This is a genomic window from Sphingomonas sp. SORGH_AS_0789, from assembly GCF_031453055.1.
Classification (GTDB): domain Bacteria; phylum Pseudomonadota; class Alphaproteobacteria; order Sphingomonadales; family Sphingomonadaceae; genus Sphingomonas.
On record NZ_JAVIYV010000001.1, the window covers coordinates 2,992,087 to 3,014,581 of the forward strand.

General features: G+C 69.0%; 19 protein-coding genes. 9 read left to right on the forward strand and 10 right to left on the reverse strand.

The window, feature by feature from the left end:
- Window positions 1-49: 49 nt before the first annotated feature.
- The 4 genes from QE360_RS13725 to QE360_RS13740 form a co-directional block, all read right to left on the reverse strand.
- Window positions 50-724: a response regulator transcription factor gene (locus QE360_RS13725; protein WP_309704182.1), complete on the reverse strand. Its 675-nt coding sequence runs from the start codon at window positions 722-724 to the stop codon at window positions 50-52.
- A 338-nt stretch (window positions 725-1,062) separates the two neighbouring features.
- On the reverse strand, window positions 1,063-1,938 hold the full coding sequence (locus tag QE360_RS13730) for an alpha/beta hydrolase (RefSeq protein ID WP_309702326.1): 876 nt from the start codon (window positions 1,936-1,938) through the stop codon (window positions 1,063-1,065).
- A gap of 322 nt (window positions 1,939-2,260) precedes the next feature.
- Window positions 2,261-4,756, reverse strand: coding sequence for an FtsX-like permease family protein (locus QE360_RS13735; protein WP_309702328.1), 2,496 nt, complete (start codon window positions 4,754-4,756; stop codon window positions 2,261-2,263).
- On the reverse strand, window positions 4,753-5,427 hold the full coding sequence (locus QE360_RS13740; protein WP_309702330.1) for an ABC transporter ATP-binding protein: 675 nt from the start codon (window positions 5,425-5,427) through the stop codon (window positions 4,753-4,755). The genes QE360_RS13735 and QE360_RS13740 overlap by 4 nt, the downstream gene beginning before the upstream one ends.
- A 24-nt stretch (window positions 5,428-5,451) precedes the next feature.
- Here QE360_RS13740 and QE360_RS13745 point away from each other — a divergent pair, with 24 nt between their 5' ends.
- From QE360_RS13745 to QE360_RS13775, 7 genes are all read left to right on the forward strand, one after another.
- Window positions 5,452-6,189, forward strand: a complete 738-nt coding sequence (locus QE360_RS13745; protein WP_309702331.1) for an arylesterase — start codon at window positions 5,452-5,454, stop codon at window positions 6,187-6,189.
- 137 nt (window positions 6,190-6,326) lie between these two features.
- Window positions 6,327-6,587, forward strand: coding sequence for a hypothetical protein (locus tag QE360_RS13750; protein ID WP_309702333.1), 261 nt, complete (start codon window positions 6,327-6,329; stop codon window positions 6,585-6,587).
- Between the two features lie 13 nt (window positions 6,588-6,600).
- The gene (locus QE360_RS13755; RefSeq protein ID WP_309702335.1) at window positions 6,601-7,008 is read left to right on the forward strand and encodes an SAM-dependent methyltransferase; all 408 of its coding nucleotides are present in this window, start codon (window positions 6,601-6,603) and stop codon (window positions 7,006-7,008) included.
- The gene (locus QE360_RS13760; RefSeq protein ID WP_309702336.1) at window positions 7,005-7,271 is read left to right on the forward strand and encodes a hypothetical protein; all 267 of its coding nucleotides are present in this window, start codon (window positions 7,005-7,007) and stop codon (window positions 7,269-7,271) included. Before QE360_RS13755 ends, QE360_RS13760 begins: the two co-directional genes overlap by 4 nt.
- Window positions 7,272-7,297: 26 nt before the next feature.
- A complete protein-coding gene (lysA, locus tag QE360_RS13765; RefSeq protein WP_309702337.1) occupies window positions 7,298-8,530 on the forward strand; it encodes a diaminopimelate decarboxylase in 1,233 nt (410 codons plus the stop codon).
- 103 nt (window positions 8,531-8,633) lie between these two features.
- Window positions 8,634-9,146, forward strand: coding sequence for a GAF domain-containing protein (locus QE360_RS13770; protein WP_309702339.1), 513 nt, complete (start codon window positions 8,634-8,636; stop codon window positions 9,144-9,146).
- On the forward strand, window positions 9,143-11,194 hold the full coding sequence (locus QE360_RS13775; protein WP_309702341.1) for an EAL domain-containing protein: 2,052 nt from the start codon (window positions 9,143-9,145) through the stop codon (window positions 11,192-11,194). Before QE360_RS13770 ends, QE360_RS13775 begins: the two co-directional genes overlap by 4 nt.
- A gap of 24 nt (window positions 11,195-11,218) precedes the next feature.
- Here the strand turns inward: QE360_RS13775 and katG are convergent, their stop codons facing one another.
- The 4 genes from katG to QE360_RS13795 form a co-directional block, all read right to left on the reverse strand.
- The gene (katG, locus tag QE360_RS13780) at window positions 11,219-13,483 is read right to left on the reverse strand and encodes a catalase/peroxidase HPI (RefSeq protein WP_309702343.1); all 2,265 of its coding nucleotides are present in this window, start codon (window positions 13,481-13,483) and stop codon (window positions 11,219-11,221) included.
- A 133-nt stretch (window positions 13,484-13,616) separates the two neighbouring features.
- A complete protein-coding gene (locus QE360_RS13785) occupies window positions 13,617-14,612 on the reverse strand; it encodes an SDR family oxidoreductase (RefSeq protein WP_309702346.1) in 996 nt (331 codons plus the stop codon).
- 132 nt (window positions 14,613-14,744) lie between these two features.
- A complete protein-coding gene (locus QE360_RS13790) occupies window positions 14,745-14,915 on the reverse strand; it encodes a (2Fe-2S)-binding protein (protein ID WP_309695797.1) in 171 nt (56 codons plus the stop codon).
- Between the two features lie 82 nt (window positions 14,916-14,997).
- On the reverse strand, window positions 14,998-16,236 hold the full coding sequence (locus QE360_RS13795) for a DUF418 domain-containing protein (RefSeq protein ID WP_309702349.1): 1,239 nt from the start codon (window positions 16,234-16,236) through the stop codon (window positions 14,998-15,000).
- 82 nt (window positions 16,237-16,318) lie between these two features.
- Here QE360_RS13795 and nhaA point away from each other — a divergent pair, with 82 nt between their 5' ends.
- Entirely contained in the window at window positions 16,319-17,725 is a 1,407-nt protein-coding gene (nhaA, locus tag QE360_RS13800) for a Na+/H+ antiporter NhaA (protein WP_309702351.1), read from the forward strand.
- Here the strand turns inward: nhaA and purL are convergent.
- Window positions 17,722-19,947, reverse strand: coding sequence for a phosphoribosylformylglycinamidine synthase subunit PurL (purL, locus tag QE360_RS13805; RefSeq protein WP_309702353.1), 2,226 nt, complete (start codon window positions 19,945-19,947; stop codon window positions 17,722-17,724). The two genes, nhaA and purL, sit on opposite strands and share 4 nt — an antisense overlap.
- Window positions 19,948-20,045: 98 nt before the next feature.
- Between purL and QE360_RS13810 the strand changes: the two genes are divergently transcribed.
- Entirely contained in the window at window positions 20,046-20,984 is a 939-nt protein-coding gene (locus tag QE360_RS13810; protein ID WP_309702356.1) for a hypothetical protein, read from the forward strand.
- Here QE360_RS13810 and QE360_RS13815 read toward each other — a convergent pair.
- Window positions 20,981-22,492, reverse strand: a complete 1,512-nt coding sequence (locus QE360_RS13815; protein WP_309702358.1) for an AarF/UbiB family protein — start codon at window positions 22,490-22,492, stop codon at window positions 20,981-20,983. The two genes, QE360_RS13810 and QE360_RS13815, sit on opposite strands and share 4 nt — an antisense overlap.
- Between the last annotated feature and the right edge of the window lie 3 nt (window positions 22,493-22,495).

The following is a 22,495-nucleotide window of genomic DNA, read 5'->3' on the forward strand; positions in this document are numbered from 1 at the left end:
CGACAGGCGGAAGGTGCTGATCCGGACGACCTCGCGCCAGTGCAGCGGCTCAACCGGCGTCGAAGAGATAGCCCTCTCCCTTCACCGTCAGTATGGGGGAGGGATGGCCCGGCCGGTCGATCTTCTTGCGGAGGCGGGCGATATGGACGCTGATGAGATTGGCGCCGGGATCGAAATAATAGCCCCAGACCCGCTCGAAGATGATCCGCCGGGTCATCACCTCGCCCCGGTTGCGCATCAGGAATTCGAGCAGGCGGAATTCCATATGGAGTAGCCGGGTCGGCACGCCGTCCACCCTGACCGTGCGGCGGACGAGGTCGCATTCGATCCCGCCGCCGCGCAGCACTACCGCCTCGGCCTGTTCGCGCCGCCGGAGCAGCACCTCGACCCGCATCGCCATCTCGGCGAAATCGAACGGCTTGGTCAGGTAATCGTCGCCACCGGCGCGCAGGCCCGCGATCCGCTCGTCCACGTCGCTCAAGGCGCTCAGCATCAGGACGGGGATGGCGACATGACGCTCGCGCAGCCGGGCGACCAGGCTCAGCCCGTCCAGCCCCGGCAGCATCCGGTCGAGCGTGATCGCATCGAAGGCCTCGCGCGTGGCCAGGGTCAGGCCGGTCTCGCCATCGGCGGCGCGGCTGGCATCATGGCCGTGCCGCTCCAGCTCGGCGATGATGGCCGTGGCGGTGGCGTCGTCGTCTTCGATGACCAGGATGGCAGCCATGCGACCGGCATAGCCGCACATGCCGTTCACGGCCAAGGCTCGGCGCACCAGGTGAAATTCATTTAAGTCGGCGGGATCGGGCTTTCGGGTGAAACGGCGGGGTATCACGCGCCTCACGCCCGAAGGATTCCCCATGCGCCGCCTCTTCCTGTCGATGATCGCCCTTTGCTCGGGCCTGGCCGCCGTCCCGGCCCATGCCTTGCCGACCGCCGGAGACACGGCCGAGGATTGCTTCGACGTCGCGGCACCCATGGCTGAAGCGACGCCATGCTGGGAACCCGGCCATCACCGCGACCACCATCACGCGCGCCGCAATCGAAGCGCCGAGCGGCGGGGCCCTACCGCGTCACCGCATGGGCGAACGCCGCGACATCGGCGATGACGGGGGCGCGGCCGCGAAAGGGGCGTGCGACCGACAGGATCATCCCGACATGCCCCAGCTTGGGATAGGTGCGTAGCGTCACCGGCACGCTGCCCGTGCGCAATCGGTTCGCCAGCGTCTCGCTGTTGCGGGGCGGGACCGTCCGGTCCTCGCCCCCGACCAGCAGCAGGGCGGGGGGATCGCCTGCGCCTGCCCAGTGGACGGGCTGGGTCTCCTCGGGGCGCGGCCATGCGCCGAACGCCGCGCGACTGACATCGACGTCGAAGGGCGCAAAGTCATAGGGGGCCGCCAGCCCGACCAAGCCACGGACCGCGCTCCGATCTGGGCCGAGCCAGCGATCGTCGACCGCCAGCATCGCCGCGATATAGCCGCCCGCCGAATGGCCCATCAGCACGATGCGCCGCGGATCGCCCCCAAACGACCCGACATTTGCTTCCGCCCAGCGCACCGCTACCGCGCCGTCCTCGACAAAGGCGGGATAGCGGACGTTCGGCACCAGCCGGTAATCCGGGATCACGACCACGAAGCCCTGCGCCGCCAGCGCCCGGCCGACAAAGGCATAGCCCGACCGCGTCCCGCTGTTCCAGCTGCCGCCATAGAAGAAGACGATCACCGGCTTGGACCCGGCGGCGCCCAAGCGCGGCGCATAGATGTCGAGCACCTGTCGGGCGTCGCGGCCATAGGCCAGCCCCGTCGCCACCCGCCTGGCTTCGCCATCCTTGGGCACCAGCGCGTCGAAGGTCTTGAGCGGCGAACAGGCGCCGATCATCAGCCCAAGGGCCAGCCACAGGGCGGCGCGACGCGATTGGGGACTATGATAGGGAGTCGTCATTCCTTCATGATGGATATCGATCGCACCGCTCGCCAGTGTGCGGGACGCCTCTCGACCCAAGGCGGATCGACATTCAGCGATACCTTTCCTTCCCTCGCCCCTCGCAGAGGGGAGAGGGTTGCGCAGACTTGGCCTTTGCGAAAGCAAAGGCTTAGTCGGAGCTGGGTGAGGGGTGGGCGCTCGCGAAGCGAGCGCGCGAGCCTTTGGGCTCGCTCAACCCCTCACCCAAGCTGCGCTAGCCAGCAGGCTGGCAAGCTTCGCTAACCCTCTCCCCTGTCCAGGGGAGAGGGGAAGAAGACGCAATACTGAATGGCGATCCGACCTAGAGCGCCCGCAACGCGGCCGAGGGCCGTGCCCGCAGGACCGGAAGCGTGCCCAGGATACCGATGCCGATCGTCACGACGGCGCCGATCACCAGCGTCGCCAGGATGACGGTCCAGTCGGGCAGCCATTCGAACTGGAACAGCCGGGTGACGACGAACCACCCGCCGCCCACGCCGAGCAGGAGCGCGACCAGGCCGACGATCCCGGCGAGCAGCGCATATTCGATCGCCTGCGTCGCCAGAACCTGTCGCCGCGTCGCGCCCAGCACCTTCAGCATGACCGCGTCATAGGTCCGCGCCGCGCGCGCCGCCGCGATTGCGCCCAGCAGCACCGCGATCCCCGCGAGCACCGCGATGCCCGCCGCGACGGTGATCGCGGTCGCCATCTGGCCGACGACGTCCTGTACCTGCTGGAGCACGCCGCCGACCTCCACGACCGAGGTGGAGGGGAAATGGGGCAGCAGCGCGCGAGTCACCGCCGACCCTTGTGCGGCGGGCATGTCGATGGTGGCGGCCAGATTGTGCGGCACATCGGCCAACGCCCCCGGCGAGAAGACCATGACGAAGTTGAACCCCAGCGTGTCCCAGGCGATCCGCCGGAACGAGGCGATCCGCGCGGTCCGCTCGATCCCCAGCACCGAGACGGTCAGCGGGTCGCCGATCCGCAGGTTCAGCGCCTTTGCCAGCCGCTCGTCGATCGACACGAGGCTTCGGCTACCCTCCGCGCCACGCCACCATCGCCCGGCCGTCAGGGTACTGCCGGGAGGCAGCGAAGCCGCGAAGGTCAGCCCGCGCTCGCCCCGCAGCGCCCAGGCGCCTTCGGGGATCGTGGCCAGGTCGGCGACGCGGGTGGTGCCATAGCCGGTGATCGTGCCGCGCATCAGCGGAACGGTCGCGATCCGGGCCGACGGGGCGACCTGCGTGACGATGCGCCGGAATTCGGCTTCGCGTTCGGGCGGCACGTCGAGCGCGAACAGCGCCGGCGCCCGCGCCGGGACCGAAAGCCGGATATTGCCGTCGATGCTGGTCCGGATGCTCGCCAGCAGGACGAACAGCGTCAGCCCCAGGCCGAGTGCGACGACCAGCGATACGGTCCGCGATCCCGGCCGGTGGAGCGCGGTGACGGCCAGCCGCGCGAGCGGGCGGCGCGGGCGGGGCAGGCGGCGCGCGGCTCCCCGGATCGCCGCGCCGATCCCGACCAGCAGCGCCAGCGTCGCCGCCGTCGCGCCCAGGAACCCGGCCGCAAAGCCCGGACGCCCGGTGGTCGACAGCGCGAGCGCCACGACGGGCACGCCCGCCGCCACGCCCCATAGGGTGCCGCGCCAGCCCCCACCCGCTCGCGCATCGAGCACGCCGCGCAGCAGCGCCGCCGCCGGCACGCGCCCCGCCGCGACAAGCGGTCGCGCGCAAAAGGCGAGCGCGATCAGCAGGCCATATCCCGCCGCCAACGCCAGCGGGACGGGCGCGATCGTCAGCCCCGGCGCGACGGGCAGCACCGACCCCATGGCCAGCCCGACCAGCGGCACCGCGACGATCCCCGCCGCCAGGCCCAGCAGGATGCCGACCCCGGCCACGGCGAACAGCTGGAGCAGATAGATCCTCGCCACGAGACCCGATGTCGCGCCCAGCACCTTCAGCATCGCGATGCTGCCGCGACGCGCCTCCAGATAGGAACCGACGCCGTTGCCGACCCCGATCCCGGCGATCACCAGCGCGGCGAGCCCGACCAGCGTCAGGAACTCCCCCATGCGCGCGACGAAGCGGCTGGCGCCGGGCGATGCGCGGTCGCGGGTCCGCGTCTCCCAACCCGCGGTGGCGAAGCTGCGTTCGAACGCCTTGGCGACCTGCGCCGGATCGCGCGCGGTGGCGATGCGATAGCGGCTATCGTACAGGCTGCCCGGCTGGACCAGTCCGGTCCGGTCGAGCCCCGCTCGCGAGACGATCGCGACCGGGCCCAGCGTGAAGCCTTCGCCCAGCCGGTCGGGCTCGTCCGCGATGATCCCGCCGACCCGGAACCATGCCGTGCCGAAGCGCAGCCGGGCGCCGGGCGCCACGGACAGCCGCTCGGCCAGCGCACGCCCTATCCAGACGCCGCCTGCACCCGGTGCGCGGGCGGTGCGTCCGTTGGCCAGCGTCAACCGGCCATAGAGCGGATAGGCGGCATCGACCGCCTTCAGCTGGACCGGGGCGGTCGCGCCGTCGGGGGTGACGGCCATCGACTGCATCCGGATCGTTTCCGACACCCGACCGGAGGCCTGCATCGCCGCCAACTCGGGCCGGTCGGCCTGCCGCTGCGAGACGGCGAATTCGACATCGCCGCCCAGGATGACCCGGCCCCGCGCGGCCAGTTCTCCGCCGATCGCATCGCTCAGGCTGCCGATCGCGGCCAGCGCGCCGACGCCGAGGAACAGGCACAGCAGCAACAGGCGCAGTCCCCGGAACCGCACCGACAGCTCACGCCGGGCAAGCCGCCAGGCCAGCGACCAGCCGCTCACGCGGCGATCCGGCCATCGGCGAGTTCGACCACCCGGTCGCAGCGCCGGGCCAGCGCCGGATCATGGGTGATGACAACCAGCGTCGCGCCGGTCGCCGCGCGCCGGTCGAACAACAGGTCCATCACCCGCGCGCCGGTCGCCGCATCCAGATTGCCGGTGGGTTCGTCGGCAAAGACGATCCGCGGGCGCGGGCCGAGCGCGCGGGCGATGGCGACGCGCTGCTGCTCGCCGCCCGACAATTGCGCAGGATAATGATCCAGCCGGTGCGCCAGCCCGACCGCCGTCAGCTCGGCCTCCGCGCGGGCAAAGGCGTCGGCCTCCCCGGCCAGCTCCATCGGCACCGCGACATTCTCGCGCGCGGTCATCGTCGGCAACAGGTGAAAGGCCTGGAGCACGATGCCGATCCGGCCGCGCCGCGCGATGGCCAGTCCGTCTTCGTCCAGCGCGCCGAAATCGGTTCCCGCCACCTCGACCCGGCCCGACGTCGCCCGCTCCAGCCCGGCGAGCACCGCCATCAGCGACGACTTGCCCGATCCCGATGCGCCGAGCAGCGCCAGGCTCTCGCCATCTCTCACCGTCAGGTCGATGCCCTTCAGGATCTCGACCGGCGCGGCACCGCCCAGCGTCAGCCTTACATCCGTCGCCCGGATGACCATATTGCCTGCGACCATAGTTGCGGGGATTCCAAGACAGAGATGACCAGGACGCCATATGTGGCCGGGGCCGCGCTTCTCCAAGCGGCATGGCTGTTATCCGCCTGCGATACCCGGCGCGAGGACGAGCCGCCCGCGACGAATGTCGCCTCGGCCGCCCCGGCGCAGTCCAGCCCGTCGCCCAGCGCCAGCGTCCCCGTGTCCGGTCCCAGGCGGGTGGTGCTGGCATTCGGCGACAGCCTCTATGCCGGATATGGTCTCCAGCGGGGCCAGAGCCTGCCCGATGCGATCCAGGCACGGCTGCGCGGGCAGGGGATCGATGCCACGGTCGTCAATGCCGGGGTTTCGGGTGACACCACCGCCGACGGGCGGCGACGGCTGGCCTATACGCTCGACCGGCTGAAGACGAAGCCCGATCTGGTGATGCTCGGGCTGGGGGGCAATGACGTGCTGCGCCAGGTCGATCCGGCGGAGACGCGCGCGAACATGACGGCGATGCTGGACGAACTGGCCCGTCGGGACATTCCGGTGATCCTGACCGGGATGATGGCACCGCCCAATCTTGGACCGGACTTCGCGTCGCGTTTCAATGCGATATGGCCCGACCTTGCGACCAGCCATCATGCGGTGCTCGACCCGTTCATTCTGCAAGGGGTGCTGGGTAACCGGATGCTGATGCTGCCCGACGGAGTCCACCCCAATGCGACCGGGGTCGCCCGGATCGCGGATCGTGTCGCGCCGCTGGTCGGCAAGGAGCTGGAGACACTGCCGAAGGATTGAGCGGGCGCCCGCACATTGCGGCGCTATGCCAATGCTATGCGATCCCCGGAAATCGATCTCGAAACCCTATGCGCCGATCCGTAGCTGGGGCGGCGCGGATCACGGTCGGTCCGCGTCGATGACGAGGATCGTACGTCATGTCGGAAGTGCTTCCCGAAGCGGACCCAAGCGGCCCGACCCTGTATGTCGGACAGGATGTCGCGGGCCATTGGCTGGTCCAGGATAGCGGCAAGCGGATGGAGGGGCGTTTCGTCTCCTTCGCGGCCGCGATGCAGTATGCGCAGGGCGAGCGTCACGCCTATCACGCCGCCGTCGTGGTGGCGATCGAGCCGCTCCGCCCGCTGGTGGCGTTCGTGCCGGTCGCGCCGTCCGAACGCGCGCTGCCGCGTGCGGCCTGAGGGGGGACGGTCGATGATCGCCCATGACCCGCGCTGGCCCGCCATCCGGTCCGCTTTGTCCCGCCTGCGCGAGCAGCGGCGTTTCGCAGTCCGCATCGTCGATGCCGATTGCGGCGCGGGGGCGGTGTTGATCCGTGCGGTGCGGCATGCCCGCATGCTCGGCTTCACCGCGATCGAGGGGCGGGGGATCGGCGGCTCGCCCGCGATGATCGGCCGCGCCCGCTGCGCCGCGCGGCGGGCCAGCGACCCCGCCATCGGCCTGGAGTTCGTGTCGCTGACGCTGGACGAAGCCTTGCGGGCCGAACGCGATGTGCCCGCCGACATCCTGCTCTGGCGTGGGCCGATCACGGCCGCCGGGTCGCAGGCCGCCATCCTTGTCATCGCACAGGACGACCGGACATGGCTGGAGAAGGCGGCATGACCCGGCGCGGCATGACCGGGCGCGACAGGGCTTGGCGGGCGATGGGCGCGCTGCTGTGCGGCGGCTCCTGCGCGGCGGCGATGGGGCTGGGCGAGGCACCGCTGGCGATCCCCTTCTTTCCGATCGCGCTCCTGGGGCTGGTGCTGATGACCCATGGCAAGCGGGTGGCGACCGCGTTGCGCGCCGAGCGGCGGGGCCATGGCCTCACCGCCGACGTGATCCATGCCGAGCGTATCCGGCGCCATCGCCGCCGCCTCGACTGACCATCCCTCCATCACGGAGACCCTTCATGGCATTTTTCGACTATCGCGACGGCATCCTCCATGCCGAGGACGTGCCGCTGCCGCGCATCGCCGAGGCGGTGGGCACGCCGGTGCATGTCTATTCCGCCGCAGCGCTGCGCCATGCCGCTCATGGCTTCTCGGCGGCGCTGGCCCCGCTGCCCGTCGCGCGGCGGGCCTTTGCGGTGAAGGCCAATCCCAACATCGCGGTGCTGCGCCTGCTCGCGGAATGCGGTTATGGCGCGGACATCGTCTCCGGGGGCGAGCTGGCCCATACGATCGCGGCCGGCATGAAGCCGCAGGACATCGTCTTTTCCGGCGTCGGCAAGACCGACCGGGAGATGGTCCAGGCGCTCGACGCGGGCATCGGCCAGTTCAATCTGGAACTGGAGGAGGAGGGGCAGGTCCTGTCCGACCTCGCCCGCGCGCGGGGCGTGCGTGCGCCGGTCGTCCTGCGCGTCAATCCGGATGTCGATGCGGGCACCCATGCGAAGATCGCCACCGGGCAGCGCGAGACCAAGTTCGGGGTGCCGATCGATGCCGCCCCGGTGATATATGCGCGTCTGGCGCGCCTCGACGGGCTCGATCTGCGGGGGATCGCGGTGCATATCGGCAGCCAGCTTCGCGACCTGACGCCGATGGAGCGGGCCTTTTCCCGCATCGGCGAACTGGTCCGGACGTTGCGCGCGGCCGGGCACCGGGTGAGCGATGTCGACCTGGGCGGCGGGCTGGGCATCGCCTATGCGCCGGGCGAGACGGCGCCGTCGTTCGAGGATTATGCCCGGATGGTCGGTCGCGTGAGCCGGGACTGGAACGTCGCGCTGACCGTCGAGCCCGGCCGGGCGATCGTGGGCGCGGCGGGGTTGCTGCTGACCCGCGTGATCTGGGTGAAGCCGGGCGTCACCCATCCCTATGTCATCGTCGATGCGGCGATGAACGACCTCATGCGGCCCGCCCTGTACGACGCGTTCCACCGCTTTGCGGCGGTCGCACCGCACGGCGGTCGGATGCAGGCGCATATCGCCGGGCCGATCTGCGAGACGGGGGACAGCTTTGCACGAGGGCGGGAGATCGACGCGGTGCGCCGGGGCGACCTGGCGGTGTTCCATACCACCGGCGCCTATGGCGCGGCGATGGCGTCGACCTATAATTGCCGCGCGGTCAGCCCCCAGCTGCTGGTGGATGGCGACGAGTACCGGATCGTCGGCGCGCGCGGCACCGTCATCGATCGCGCGGCGTGACGGGGCGCGAGGTCCAGTCGTCCGAACCATCCCGGAAAAGCATGATTTCTTAAGCCTTTCGTGAAACCTAGGGGGTCGAACAACGATCATAATATGAGAGACGATGCTCAAGAGCCTGTTCCGGGAACGGCGACGTTCCCACGCCGTACATGCCCTGGGCATCACGGGATCGCCACGCGAGCCGGGCTTTGACCGCTTCGTCTCGGCGGCGGCGCATGCGTTCGACGCTCCGATCGCCCTGCTCTCGCTGATCCATGCCGACCGGCAATGGTTCAAGGCGACCCATGGCATGGATATTGACTGCAATTCCCGCCAAGGCAGCTTCTGCAACTTCGCGCTGGATCGAGCCGATGGGCTGGAGGTCTGCGATCCGTGCGGCGATAGCCGTTTCGCGACATTGCGGTTCGTGGCGGGGGCGCCGCACATCCGATATTATATCGGCGCGCCGCTTCGGGTCGGGGCGGGCGTGGATGTCGGTGCGCTGTGCGTGATCGACGTCCGGCGGCGCGATCCGGCGTCCGTCGACCAGAAGGCCTATCTCGCGGCGCTCGCGCGGCAGGCATCGGCCGCGCTGGAGGCACGGGCGGATCTGCTCGATATGCGGGGGTCGGCATGATCGCGGTCGCGCTCTGTATCTTCACGCAGCATGATCTGCGCCTCGTCGCGCTCGCGCTGATGATCTGCCTGATCGGATCGGCGGCGACCGTCCAGCTGTTCAGCCGGGTGCGCGCGTCCTCGGGCTATCGCTGCTTCGGCTGGGTCGTGCTGGGCGCGGTCGGGGCGGGCACGATGGTATGGGCGACCCACTTCGTCGCGATGATGGCGTTCCGGACGACCGCGCCGGTGGTCCTCGATCCGATATTGACGCTCCTGTCGCTGCTGGCGGTGATCGGCCTTGCCATTCCGGGCCTGGCCATCGCCGCCGGGCGACGGCGCGAGGCCGGGGCGTGCGGCGGCGCGCTGATCGGCCTGGGCATCAGCGTGATGCACTATGTGGGCATGGCGGCCTATCGCGTCGACGGGGTCGTGACCTGGAACTGGCATTATGTCGTCGCCTCGATCCTGCTTTCCAGCGGGCTGTCGGCGCTGGCCTTTCATGTCCTGACTGGGCGTGGGCGCTGGCGGACCGCGGAGGGGATGGGGCTGCTCAGCCTGGCGGTCGCGGCGCTGCACTTCACCGGCATGACGGCGATGCGCATCTCCGTCCTGCAATTCGGGCAAGGGCTGTCCGATGTGACCATGGTGGCGCTGGCGACGACGACGACGGTGGCGACCCTGATCATCGTCGGCTGTGCCGCGATCAGCGCGTTGATCGACGGGCATACCCAGTCGGAAACCTATCGCCGCCTGCGCCACATGGCGATGCATGACAGCCTGACCGATCTGCCCAACCGGATCAGCTTCATTGAGGAGATCGAGAAGCGTTTCCTGATCCGGGGCGGATATCCGTGCATGGCGGTCGTCATGATGGACCTGTCCCGGTTCAAGGTGGTCAACGACACCTATGGGCATCAGGCGGGCGACCAGTTGCTGGCCGCGCTGTCCGCCCGGCTGTCGGCGATGCTGAAGCCGGGCGAATGCGTCGCGCGCCTGGGCGGTGACGAATTCTCGGCGGTCATCTCCTATCACCGGCCGGAAGAACTGGCCGATTTCCTGTCGCGCCTGACCGCCGCCTGCGATGCGCCCTTCCTGTTCGAGCGGTTCACCGCCTCGATCGGGGGGAATGTCGGCGTGGCGATCGCCAATCGGGACGGCTTCGACGCCGATGCGCTGCTCGCCAAGGCCGACCTTGCCATGTACCGCGCCAAGTCCGCCCATTCCCGCCAGCCCTGCTTCTATGACGCGCAGATGGACGACGCGATCCGGCAGGGACGCGAACTGGTCGCCGACCTGCGCACGGCGCTGGACGAGAACGCCTTCGAGCTTCACTATCAGGTGCAGGCCGCCATCCCGTCGGGCGAGATTTGCGGCTATGAGGCGCTGATCCGCTGGAACCATCCGATGCGCGGCATGGTGCCGCCGTCGGAGTTCATCCCGCTGGCCGAAAAAAGCGGCGACATCGTGCCGCTGAGCATCTGGATCCTGCGCCAGGCCTGTTTCGAGGCGGCGCGCTGGGCCAACAGCCATCCCGTTTCGGTCAACCTGTCGCCCATGCATCTGGCCGATCCCCGGCTGATCGAGACGGTGCGTTCGGCCCTGGAAGATAGCGGCCTGCCGCCCGAGCGGTTGTCGCTGGAACTGACCGAAAGCGCGATCATCCATGACCGGCATTTCGCGCTGGGCCAGTTGCGGGCGCTCAAGGCGATGGGCATCGCCATCGCGCTGGATGATTTCGGGGTCGGCTATTCCTCGCTCGACGTGCTGCGATCCTTTCCGTTCGACCGGATCAAGCTGGATGCGTCCTTCGTCTCGGAGATCGAGCGGGACGAGCAGGCCGTGTCGATCCTGCGCTCGGTCGCCGCGCTGGGGGCGACGCTCAACATGCCGGTGCTGGCCGAGGGGATCGAGGAACCCGCGCAGCTGGCGATCGTCGCGCGCGAGGGGTGTACGGCCATTCAGGGCTATCTGATCGGCAGGCCGTCGCGCATGCTGGCCGATGCCGATCAGGTTCGCCGGATCGCGACGCGAAGGCCGCAGATCGTGGAAAGCGAGGCCGTGGCCTGAGCCAGCGACCTCGCTCCCTGCGGATCAGAAGCGATCCGCGTCCATCACCTTGGTCCACACCGCGGCGAAGTCCTTGACGAACTTCTCCTTGGCGTCGTCGGCGGCATAGACCTCCGCCACCGCGCGCAGTTCGGAGTTGGAGCCGAAGATCAGGTCCACCGGCGTCGCGGTCCAGCGAGCCGTGCCCGTCGCGCGGTCCTTGCCCTCGTAAAGACCGGGCGTCGCCGACTTCGTCCAGACCGTGTCCATGGTCAGCAGGTTGACGAAGAAGTCGTTGCTGAGCGTTCCCGGTCGAGTCGTCAGCACGCCGTTCCGCGATCCGCCGCTATTGGCGTCCAGCGCGCGCAGGCCGCCGACCAGCACGGTCATTTCCGGCACGGTCAGGTCGAGCGCATCGGCCTTGTCGACCAGCGCCTCGGGCGCGCTGACCTCCGCCTTGGGCCCGTAATAGTTGCGGAAGCCGTCGGCGACCGGCTCCAGATGGGCAAAGGACGTCACGTCGGTCTGTGCCTGGGTGGCATCGACGCGGCCGGGGGTGAAGGGGAGGCTGACCGGCACGCCGCCAGCCTGCGCCGCCCGCTCGACCGCCGCATTGCCGCCCAGCACGATGAGGTCGGCCATCGACACCTGGCGACCGCTGCGCGCGAAGTCCTTCTGGATCGCGGTCAGCTTGGCCAATACCGTCTTCAGCTCGGCGGGGTCGTTGACCGCCCAGCCCTGTTGCGGGTCGAGCCGCAGCCGCGCGCCGTTCGCCCCGCCGCGCATGTCGGTGCTGCGGAAGGTCGAGGCCGAGGCCCAGGCGGTCCGGACCAGCGCCGGACCCGACAGGCCCGAGGCCAGCACCATCGCCTTCAACCGCGCCTGATCCTCCGCCCCGATGGGTGCGAAGCTGGCGGCCGGAAGCGGGTCCTGCCAATTATAGGTCTCGCCCGGAATCTCGCTGCCCAGATAGCGCGCGCGCGGGCCGAGGTCGCGATGGGTCAGCTTGAACCAGGCGCGGGCAAAGGCCTGTGCGAACAGATCGGGGTTCTTCTGCCAGCTCTCCAGGATCTTGCGGAAGGCGGGATCGTCCTTCAGCGCCATGTCAGTGGTGAACATGATCGGGGCGTGGCGCACGTTCGGCAGGTGCGCGTCGGGCACCAGCTGCGCCGCCGCCGGGTCGGTCGGCACCCATTGGGTCGCGCCCGCCGGGCTCTTGGTCTTCACCCAGTCATAGTTCAGCAGATTGTCGATATATTGCGTGGTGAACTGGGTGGGAGAGGCCGACCAGGCGCCCTCCAGGCCCGAGGTGATCGTGTCCTCGGCATTGCCCTTGCCGCACTTGTTGGCCCAGCCCATGCCCTGCTGCTCGATCGCACCGGCGGTGGGTTCGACGCCGAGACACGCCTTTTGCGGATGCGCGCCATGCGCCTTGCCGAAGGTATGGCCGCCCGCGATCAGCGCCAGCGTCTCCTCGTCGTTCATCGCCATGTTGCCGAAGGCGCGGCGGATGTCGGCGGCCGCGCCGATCGGGTCGTGATTGCCGTTCGGGCCTTCCGGGTTGACGTAGATGAGGCCCATGGTGGTCGCCGCCAGCGGCCGCTTCAGCGAGCCGTCGGGGTTCGAACGCTCGGTGCCCATCATCTTGGTCTCGGGACCCCAGAAGACGACGTCGGGCTGCCAGGCATCGACGCGCCCGCCCGCAAAGCCGACCGTCTTGAAGCCCATATCCTCCAGCGCGACATTGCCGCTGAGCACCATCAGGTCGCCCCAGCTAAGCCGACGGCCATATTTCTGCTTGATCGGCCAGACGAGGCGACGGGCCTTGTCCAGGCTGACATTGTCGGGCCAGCTGTTCAGCGGATCGAAGCGCTGCTCGCCGCCGTCCGAGCCGCCGCGCCCGTCCCCGGCGCGGTACGTGCCCGCACTGTGCCAGGCCATGCGGATGAAGAAGGGGCCGTAATTGCCATAGTCGGACGGCCACCAGGGCTGCGACGTGTGAAGCACCTTGCGGATGTCGGCCTTGACCGCCGCCATGTCGAGGCTGTTGAATTCCTTCACATAGTCATAATCGGCGCCATAAGGATTGGCGCGCGTGTCCTCATGCTGGCGCAGCGCGGTCAGGTCGAGGCGGCTGGGCCACCAGTCGCGGTTGGTCATCCCGCCGGGCTTGGCGACCACCGGCGCGGGCGGGTCCTGCGTCACGGTCTTGGCGGCGGTGGCCGCCTTGGGCTGCGGACGATCGGTCTGCTGCGCCGGGCTGGTCAGCGCGGCGACCATCGCGATCAGGGAAACGGGTGCAATCGACATAAGGCCCCTTTGTGTGTCGTTCGTGGTGCGGGGGGCCGATTAGGAAAGCGCATGCGCGCGGCATAACGGGATAACCCGATTACAGTCATCGATTGCAGGGCGGTTGACGAAAGGGTGGGGAGCGGCCTTGGGGTTACGGGAAACCCTTGCCCCCATGCGCGCCGACGGCGGTGCCGGTCGAATAGCTCGCCTCGCCCGAGGCCAGCGCGACATAGAGCGAGGCCAGTTCGGCGGGCTGGCCCGCCCGACCCAGCGAAGTGTCCTGCCCGAACTCGTGCATCTTGCCCGGCAACTGGCCGCCCGCGACCTGAAGCGGCGTCCAGATCGGGCCGGGGGACACCGCGTTCACCCGGATGCCCTTCTTGGCGAGCTGCTTGGCCATGCCGCGCGTCAGGTTCTGGATTGCCGCCTTGGTCGAGGCATAGTCGATCAGGTCCTCGCCGGGGTCATAGGAGTTTTGCGAGATGGTGTTGATGATGACCGACCCCGGCGGCATCGACGGGATCGCCGCCTTGGAAAAGCGGAACACGTGATAGACATTGGTCTCATAGGTGCGGACGAACTGTTCGTCGCTGATCTCCATGATGTCCGCCTTCGACTGCTGATAGGCGGCATTGTTGACGAGCAGGTCGAGCCCGCCGAGCTGAGCGATCGCCTTGCGGACCGTGTCCTCGCAGGCCTTTTGCGTGCGGATGTCGGCGGGCAGCAGCACCGCCTTGCGCCCCGCCTGCCGGATCAGGTCGGCGACCTCGCGCGCATCGGGTTCCTCGCTGGGGTGATAGTTGATCGCGACATCGGCCCCCTCGCGCGCGAAGGCGATGGCGGCGGCGCGGCCGATGCCGCTGTCCCCGCCGGTCAGCAGCGCCTTGCGGCCGGTCAGCTTGCCCGATCCGCGATAGCTGGTCTCGCCATGATCGGGGCGGGGAGTCATCTTGCTGGCCAAGGCGGGCCAGGGCTGGCGCTGTTCGGGGAAGGGGGTGCGGGTATAGGCGTTGCGGGGATCGCGCAGGCTGGGGACCGAGGCGGGGGCCGCCGCCTGCGCCAGCGCCGCACCGGGGGCGACCGCGCCCGCAAGACCCAAGGCCGCGCCGCCCAACACGCCGCGCCGAGAGGTGTCGATATCGCTCATAATCCATCCTTCCGGCGCTAACCCACGAGAAGATCGGGTGATCTTCCCGCTCAACCAGCGGGGATGGAAGATGATCCCTGTCCCGGAGCGGCGGGAGGGACGTAAAACCCGGCAGCGAGGATGCCGGGCGCGTCAGGCGGCGGTGCGTTCCTCGTCGATGATCGCGCGGGCCAGGACGGCGCACTGGCCGCATTTGGGCTGGCGGCCCAGCGCGCGATACATCTGGCAGGGGGTGACCGATCCCGCACGGGCCGCGTCGCGGACCTGGGATTCCCGAATGGCATTACAGACGCAGACGACCAAGACCATCTCCCTGAGAAGCACTGTCTTCGTAGCGCTAATGAGAGTGGATCGCAAGGCTCTTGCAACTCGTTTGCAGAAAAAGTCAGCTGTTCTTGGGGTGCCCGCGCGTCGCCAGACGCCACAATTTTTCCAGCGGCCCCTGACCGAACCGGTCGAGACAGGGCTTGGACCAGAGCAGCATCAGCCCCCACATCGGCGGAACCAGCAGATAGATGGCCGCCCGGTCCCAGCGAGCGAACTGCCCCAAGCCATGGCCGTAAAAGATGAAGGTCATCACGAGGCTGGTCGCGATATAATTGGTGAACGCCATCCGCCCGGCGGCCGCGATCCGGGTCGTCCACCACCCGCCGGGGCGCAGCAGCAGGAGGATCAGCGCGGCATAGCCGACCGTCCCGATCAGCCGGAAGGGCACGTTCAGGAACAACTCCGCCAGCGACACCGCGCGGACGTCGAAGCCGCTCGCCATGGTGGTGATCGCCATGGCCGCATAGGCGGGCAGCGACAGCGCCATCGCGACGATCGTCCAGCGGCGATAGCGGGCGCGCGGCCAGGCCCCGGTCAGGAAACCCGATTTCAGCGCCGCCATGCCGATCAGCATCGCGCTCAACGTATCCGGCCCGATCGTCATCAGGTCGAACAGCGGGTCGCCATTATTGTCCAGGCGAAATGCGGTGGCGGCGCTCCATGGCCCGCGCATCGCGGCAATCTCCGGCGCCAGCGCGGCCGCGCCGGGCGTGCCGAATGCGACCTGATAAGCATTCCACAGCGCGACCGCCTGGGGCGTATCGCGGGCCGAGGCGGCCAGCAGGCTCGCACAGTCCAGCCAGCCGAGCAGCATCGACAGCCCCGCCATGAGCAGCGCGGCGATGCACAGCCGTCGCACGGACAGCCCGACAAAGGCCAGCGCGACGACCCCGACCAGCGCGTAATGCACCAATATGTCGCCGGTCCAGATGAAAGTCCGGTGGATCATGCCCAGCACGAACAACACCCCCATCCGCCGCAGGTGCAGCGACGCGCCGTTCAGCCCGGCCTGGTCAGCGCGCTGGAGGATCAGCAGCGTGGAGGCGCCGAACAGCAGCGAGAACAGCCCGCGCATCCGCCCGTTGACGAAGATCTCGGTCAACAGCCAGACGGCGATGTCGCCCGGTCCCGCATCGCCCCATGCCGCAGGATTGGAATAGGCCGGGTCGGGCAGCGCGAAGCCCGGCATGTTGGCGATCAGGATCGCCATCACCGCCACCCCGCGCAACGCATCGAGGGTCAACAGCCGCCCGCGATCGGTGGTCATGGCGGGCGAAAGGGGGGCGGGATCGGACAAGCACGGGCTCCGTTGCGGCCTGTCGGATTAGCTGGCGGCGCGCTGGATGCAACTGCCGGCGACCGCGAAGCATTGGCCAGGGATGGGATTATCGCCTCGCCTGACCGGACGCGCCTCCGCCCGCGCGCATCATTCGCCGCTGGCCTCGGCGTTCCTCCGCCGGGTCGAGCCCTTCTTCGCGGGAAGCGAGGTCACGGGCGGCCCCTTGCTGATCGCCACCATCCTGGCGCTGGTCCTGACCAATATCGGCACCGCTCACGCCTATGAGCGGTTCTGGGACATGCCGGTCCGCATCGCCTTTGGCGACCGGGCGGTGTCGCATCGGCTGGCCGAATGGATCGACCATGCGCTGCTGCCGCTGTTCTTCGTCATCGTCGGCGCCGATGTGAAGCGCGAGCTGGTCGACGGGGCCCTGTCGCAATGGCGAAGCGCGGCCTTTCCGCTGGCGGGGGCGATCGGGGGCATGGCGGTGCCGATCGGCCTGTACTTGCTGGTGGCGGGCGGAGGCGCCGCCCAGCCGGGCTGGGGCACGGTGATCACGACCGATACCGCCTTCGGCCTGGCCCTGATCGCGCTGTTCGCGACCAGCCTGCCGGTCGGCCTGCGCGCGCTGATGCTGGCATTCGCGGCGGTGGACGATGTCGGCGGGCTGCTGGTCATCGCCTTTGCCTATAGCGACGCGATCGATCCGATCGGGCTGGTCGTGGCGGGCGCGGCGCTGGCGGGGATCGTCGGGCTGCGACGGATCGGCTGGGTGTCCTCGGTGCCCTACGTGCTCCTCGCGCTGATCGTCTGGGGCGGGGTGCTCGAGTCGGGGATTCACGCGACCATCGCGGGCGTGCTGATCGGCCTGACCGTGCCGGTCGCGCCGCGACTCGCCCAGGCGGCCTTCGCCGAGCGGGTCCAGCGCCGGGTGGACGAGTTCAAACATGCCCATGGCGCCGCCGAGCGTGCGGAGGATGACGAGGAGGAGCATCAACAGCGCGAGCGCGCCGAGGAGGGGCTGGGCTATCTTCAGGAAATGGCGTCGGCGACCCGCGTCGCCAGCAGCCGGTTGATCGAGGTGCTGACGCCCTGGGTCAATTATGTCGTGCTGCCGCTGTTCGCGCTGTCCAATGTGCGCATCCATCTGTCGGGCGATCTGCTGGCGATGGTGGCCAGCCCGCTCGTCATCGGCGTGGTGCTGGGGCTGGTCGTGGGCAAGCCGCTGGGGTTTCTAGGCTTTACCTGGGCGGCCAGCGCGATCGGCCTGGCACGGCGTCCCGATCGGGTGACGTGGCGTATGGTGACCGGGGTAGGGGCGCTGGCCGGGATCGGCTTCACCATCTCGCTGTTCATCGCCGGGCTGGCCTTTGGCGATGGCGAGATGCGCGAGGCGGCGTCGCTGGGGGTGCTGATCGCCTCGATCCTGGCGGCGGCGATCGGCTATGCGATCCTTCGCTCCTGCACGGGGCCCCGACCCATGGCCGGGGCCCCGCCGGAACCTTAGGCGAGGGCTGCGTCGGCGCCCATCAGCGCCGGGAAGAAGCCCTCATGCGCGCGGCGCAGATCGTCTAGCGCGACGACGAAATCGCCATCCTCGCGCTCGAAGATCAGGCGGCTGCCCGCCGTGCGGCCGATCCGCTCGACCTCGACCCCGGCCTGATGCGCGTTCGCCAGGAAGTCGACCAGCGCGGTATCCTCGACCGTGGCGATATAGAGGCCCTGATCTTCGGCGAAGAGCTGGCGGCAGGCCCCGCCCGTCTCCGGGAACTGGATCAGCGCGCCGATATTGCCCGCCAGCGCCATTTCCGCGACCGTCACCGCGATGCCGCCGTCCGACACGTCGTGCACGGCGGTCAGATGGCCTGCGGTGATCGACTCGCGGACCAGGTCGCCGGTACGACGCTCGGCATCCAGGTCGATCGACGGCGGCGGACCCGCGTCCCGGCCCTCCAGCCCATGGACCTCGCGCAGCCACAGCGACTGGCCGATCTCACCCTTGGGCGTGCCGATCAGGACGATGACGTCGCCGGTGCCCTTGAACGCCACCGTCGCCGACTTGGACCAGTCGGCCATCAGGCCGACGCCACCGATCGCCGGGGTCGGCAGGATCGCCGAGCCGCCGCCGGTCGCCTTCGACTCGTTGTAGAGCGAGACGTTGCCCGACACGATCGGGTAGTCGAGCGCGCGGCAGGCCTGGCTCATGCCCTCGAGGCAGCCGACGATCTGGCCCATGATCTCGGGACGCTGGGGATTGGCGAAGTTGAGGCAGTTGGTGATGGCGAGCGGCTTGGCGCCGACCGCGGTGATGTTGCGCCACGTCTCGACCACCGCCTGCATGCCGCCGGTGACCGGATCGGCATAGCAATAGCGCGGCGTGCAGTCGGTGCTCATCGCGAGCCCCTTTTGCGTGCCATGGACGCGGACCACGGCGGCGTCGCCACCGGGGCGCTGCACCGTGTCGCCGCCGACCATATGGTCATATTGCTCCCAGATCCACCGGCGCGAGGCGATGTCGGGCGAGCCCATCAGCTTGAGCAGGTCCGCCGCCGGGTCCTGGCAGCCGGGCGAGGCGATCGCGGCGGGAACCTCGGTCGGGACATGCGGGCGGTCGTAGAGCGGCGCGTCGTCGGCCAGCGGCGCGAGCGGGATGTTGCAGACGATCTCGCCCTTGTGGCGCAGGACCATGCGGCCCGTCTCGGTGACGTGGCCGATGACCGCGAAGTCGAGTTCCCATTTGCGGAAGATCGCCTCGGCGAAATCCTCGCGACCGGGCTTCAGGACCATGAGCATCCGCTCCTGGCTCTCCGACAGCATCATTTCATAGGCCGTCATGCCCTCTTCGCGCTGGGGCACGTCGTCCATGATCAGCTCGATGCCGACGCCGCCCTTGGACGCCATCTCGACCGACGACGAGGTCAGGCCCGCCGCGCCCATGTCCTGGATCGCGACGATCGCGTCCGAGGCCATGAGTTCGAGGCACGCCTCGATCAGCAGCTTTTCGGTGAAGGGGTCGCCGACCTGCACGGTCGGGCGCTTGGCCTCCGCGTCCTCGCCGAAATCGGCCGAGGCCATGGTCGCGCCGTGGATGCCGTCGCGGCCGGTCTTCGACCCGACATAGACGATGGGATTGCCGACGCCGCTGGCCGCCGAATAGAAGATCTTGTCCTGATCGGCGACGCCCACGGTCATCGCATTGACCAGGATGTTGCCGTCATAGGCCGGGTGGAAGTTCACTTCGCCGCCCACGGTCGGCACGCCGACGCAATTGCCATAGCCGCCGATGCCGTGCACCACGCCCGAGATCAGGTGGCGCATCTTGGGGTGATCGGGCCGCCCGAAACGCAGCGCGTTCAGGTTCGCGACCGGCCGCGCGCCCATGGTGAACACGTCGCGCAGGATGCCGCCCACGCCCGTCGCCGCACCCTGATAGGGTTCGATATACGAGGGGTGGTTGTGGCTCTCCATCTTGAAGATGGCGGCCTGGCCGTCGCCGATGTCGATGACGCCCGCATTCTCGCCGGGACCGCAGATCACCTGGGGCCCTTCGGTGGGCAGCTTCTTCAGGTGGATGCGGCTGGACTTGTAGCTGCAATGCTCGGACCACATGACCGAGAAGATGCCGAGCTCCACGAGATTGGGCTCGCGGCCCAGCGCGTTCAGCACGCGCTGATATTCTTCTTCGGACAGGCCGTGGTCGGCGACGATCTGGGGCGTGATCTCGGTCATGGCCCGCGCCTTTAGCGAGGTGTCGCGGGTTCGTCACTATCGCTGTGTCGAATGATGTGCTGCTATCCGATGGGACCAATTGCGGGGGGCGGGATCCGATGATCCTATCGATGCTGATGGGCGCGGCGCTGGCGGGGGCGCCAATGCCGCCCCGACCCGAGCGGGCGATGCTGGCGGAGGTTCAGCGCCTCTATCGCGGGGCGGGGGATCGGCTGTGGCCGGGATTCGGCAAGGTGCCGCTGGACCTGATGCTGATCGGCGCGGATCGCGAGACCCTGTTCTGTCACGCGGCGGTCAAGGGCTTTACGGCCGCCGGGCGCGACCCGCTGACGAAGTGCCATCTACAGGTCAGGCCTCGCCGGCTGAGCCCCGATCTTGCGGCGGCATATCCCGTGTTTCCCGGCGGTGAGAGCATCGCGATCGGCTATCCCGCGACGCTGGAGATGAGTCCAGCCTATTGGAAAGCCACGATACTCCACGAGGCGTTCCACCTCTATCAATCGCATTTGCCGGGCTATGCCCAGGCCGTGCGGGCTGTCGGCAGATCGCTGGGTTCCGATGGCGGCTGGATGCTGAACTATCCCTTTCCCTATGCCGATCCAAAGGTCGGGGAGGCCTTCCTCGCCATGGGGGAGGCGGGTCTCGCCTTTCTGACCGCCCCATCGACCGAGCAGCGCCTTGCGGCGAGAAAGGCCTATGTCGCGGCGCGCGAGACGGCGCTGGCGCGGGTCAGCGCCGATGACCGGCTCTATTACGAATTTCAGGTCGGGCAGGAGGGCGTCGCACGCTGGACCGAGCTGACGCTGGCGCGGCAGGGGGACGCCGCGATGCGCGCCGATGCGCTCGACCGGTGGGCGGGGCTGGCGACGAGCCTGAGGGCGATTCGCGAGCAGGGTTTCAAGACGTGGAAGCGCAGCGCGCTTTATGTCTATGGCGCGATCGAGGCGGAGATGCTCGAACGCTCGGGTGTCGACTGGCGGCAGGCGTATCGCCGCCAGCCCTTCGCGCTTGGCGAACAACTGCGGCGGCTGGATTAACCCAGCCGCATCGCCACCGCGATCGCCACCCCCGACAGGGCCAGCGCGCCCGCGATCCAGCCCGCGCCGGTGCGGATCGCGGCCTCGACCCCGGTGGTCGAGACGGCGGGGGCCTCGCTTTCCAGCTTGCGGGTCGTCGCCCGGATCAGCCGGGGCAGGTCGTCGCCCAGCCGGTCCAGTTCCAGCGCCAGCGCCGCCGCGCGCCGCGTCCAGCGTTCGGGCGACAGGCGCGCCTCGACGATCCGGGCGCTTGCCCGGCGCAGCGCGGCGGACAGGTCGAAATCGGGTTGGATGCCGCTCAACACGCCGTCGATGGTGATCAGCGCCTTGAACAGCAGCAGCATGTCGGGTTGCAGGACGATCCGTTCCTCGCGAAGTACGGGGAAGATATCGGCCAGGATCGCCGCCAGCCGCAACGCGCCGCCGCCATGCCGCGCGACCAGCCGGTCGGCGACCGCCTGGAACCGTTCGGGGGCGATATCATCGGTTTGCGACCAGTGTCTCAGCGTCTCCGCCAGCAAGGTCGGGTCGCTGTTCGCGATCGACTGGGTAAAGGCGATCACCTCTTCGCGGCGACGCGGGCTGACATGGCCGATCAGGCCCAGGTCGAGCAACGCGATGCGGTTGCCCGGCAGGCAAAGGAGGTTGCCCGGATGCGGGTCGCCATGAAAACGCCCGTTGATCAGCGTCATGTCGAGCACGATGTCCGCCCCCGCCGAGGCGATGGCGGCGGGATCGATCCCCGCCGCTTCCAACGTCGCGGCATTGCGCGGCGGCACGCCCGCGATGAAGTCCATCACCAGCAGCGTTTCCGAACTGTGCGACCAGTGGATGACCGGCACGACCACGCGCGGCTCGCCCGCGAAATCCTCGCGCAGCCGGTCGGCGTTGCGACCTTCGTTGGTGAAGTCCAGCTCTTCCAGGATGTCGCGGCCCAGCGCGCGGATCATCCGCATCGCGCCGTATCGACGCGCCTCGGCATTGGCCGCCTCGACCATCGCGGCGATCTGGGTCAGCAGGCGAAGGTCGGCCTCCATGATGGCGCGGATGCCGGGACGGCGAATTTTCAGGACGACCTCGGTCCCGTCGTGGAGCGCCGCGCGGTGAACCTGCGCGATCGACGCGGCGGCCAGCGGTTCGGGATCGAACCGGGCAAAGGCGCTCTCGGGCGGCTCGCCCAGCGCCGCCTCGACCTGATCGCGCAACTGCGCGAAGGGGAGGCGCGGCGCCTCGCTATGCAGCTTTTCGAGTTCGGCGATCCATTCGGGCGGCAACAGGTCGGCGCGGGTGGCGAGGATCTGGCCCAGCTTGACCCAGACCGGGCCCAGCGCCTCCATGGCCGCGCGCGTCCTTGCGGGCAGGTCGAAGGGCAGGGCATCCGGGTCCCGCCGCGCCGGGTCGAGCCCGATGCGTGCCAGCAACACGTCCAGCCCGAAGCGCGAGGCGGTGGCGATCACCTCGGCCAGGCGGGCGCGGTCGCGTGCCGCAACCCGGATCGCGCCCAGCATGAC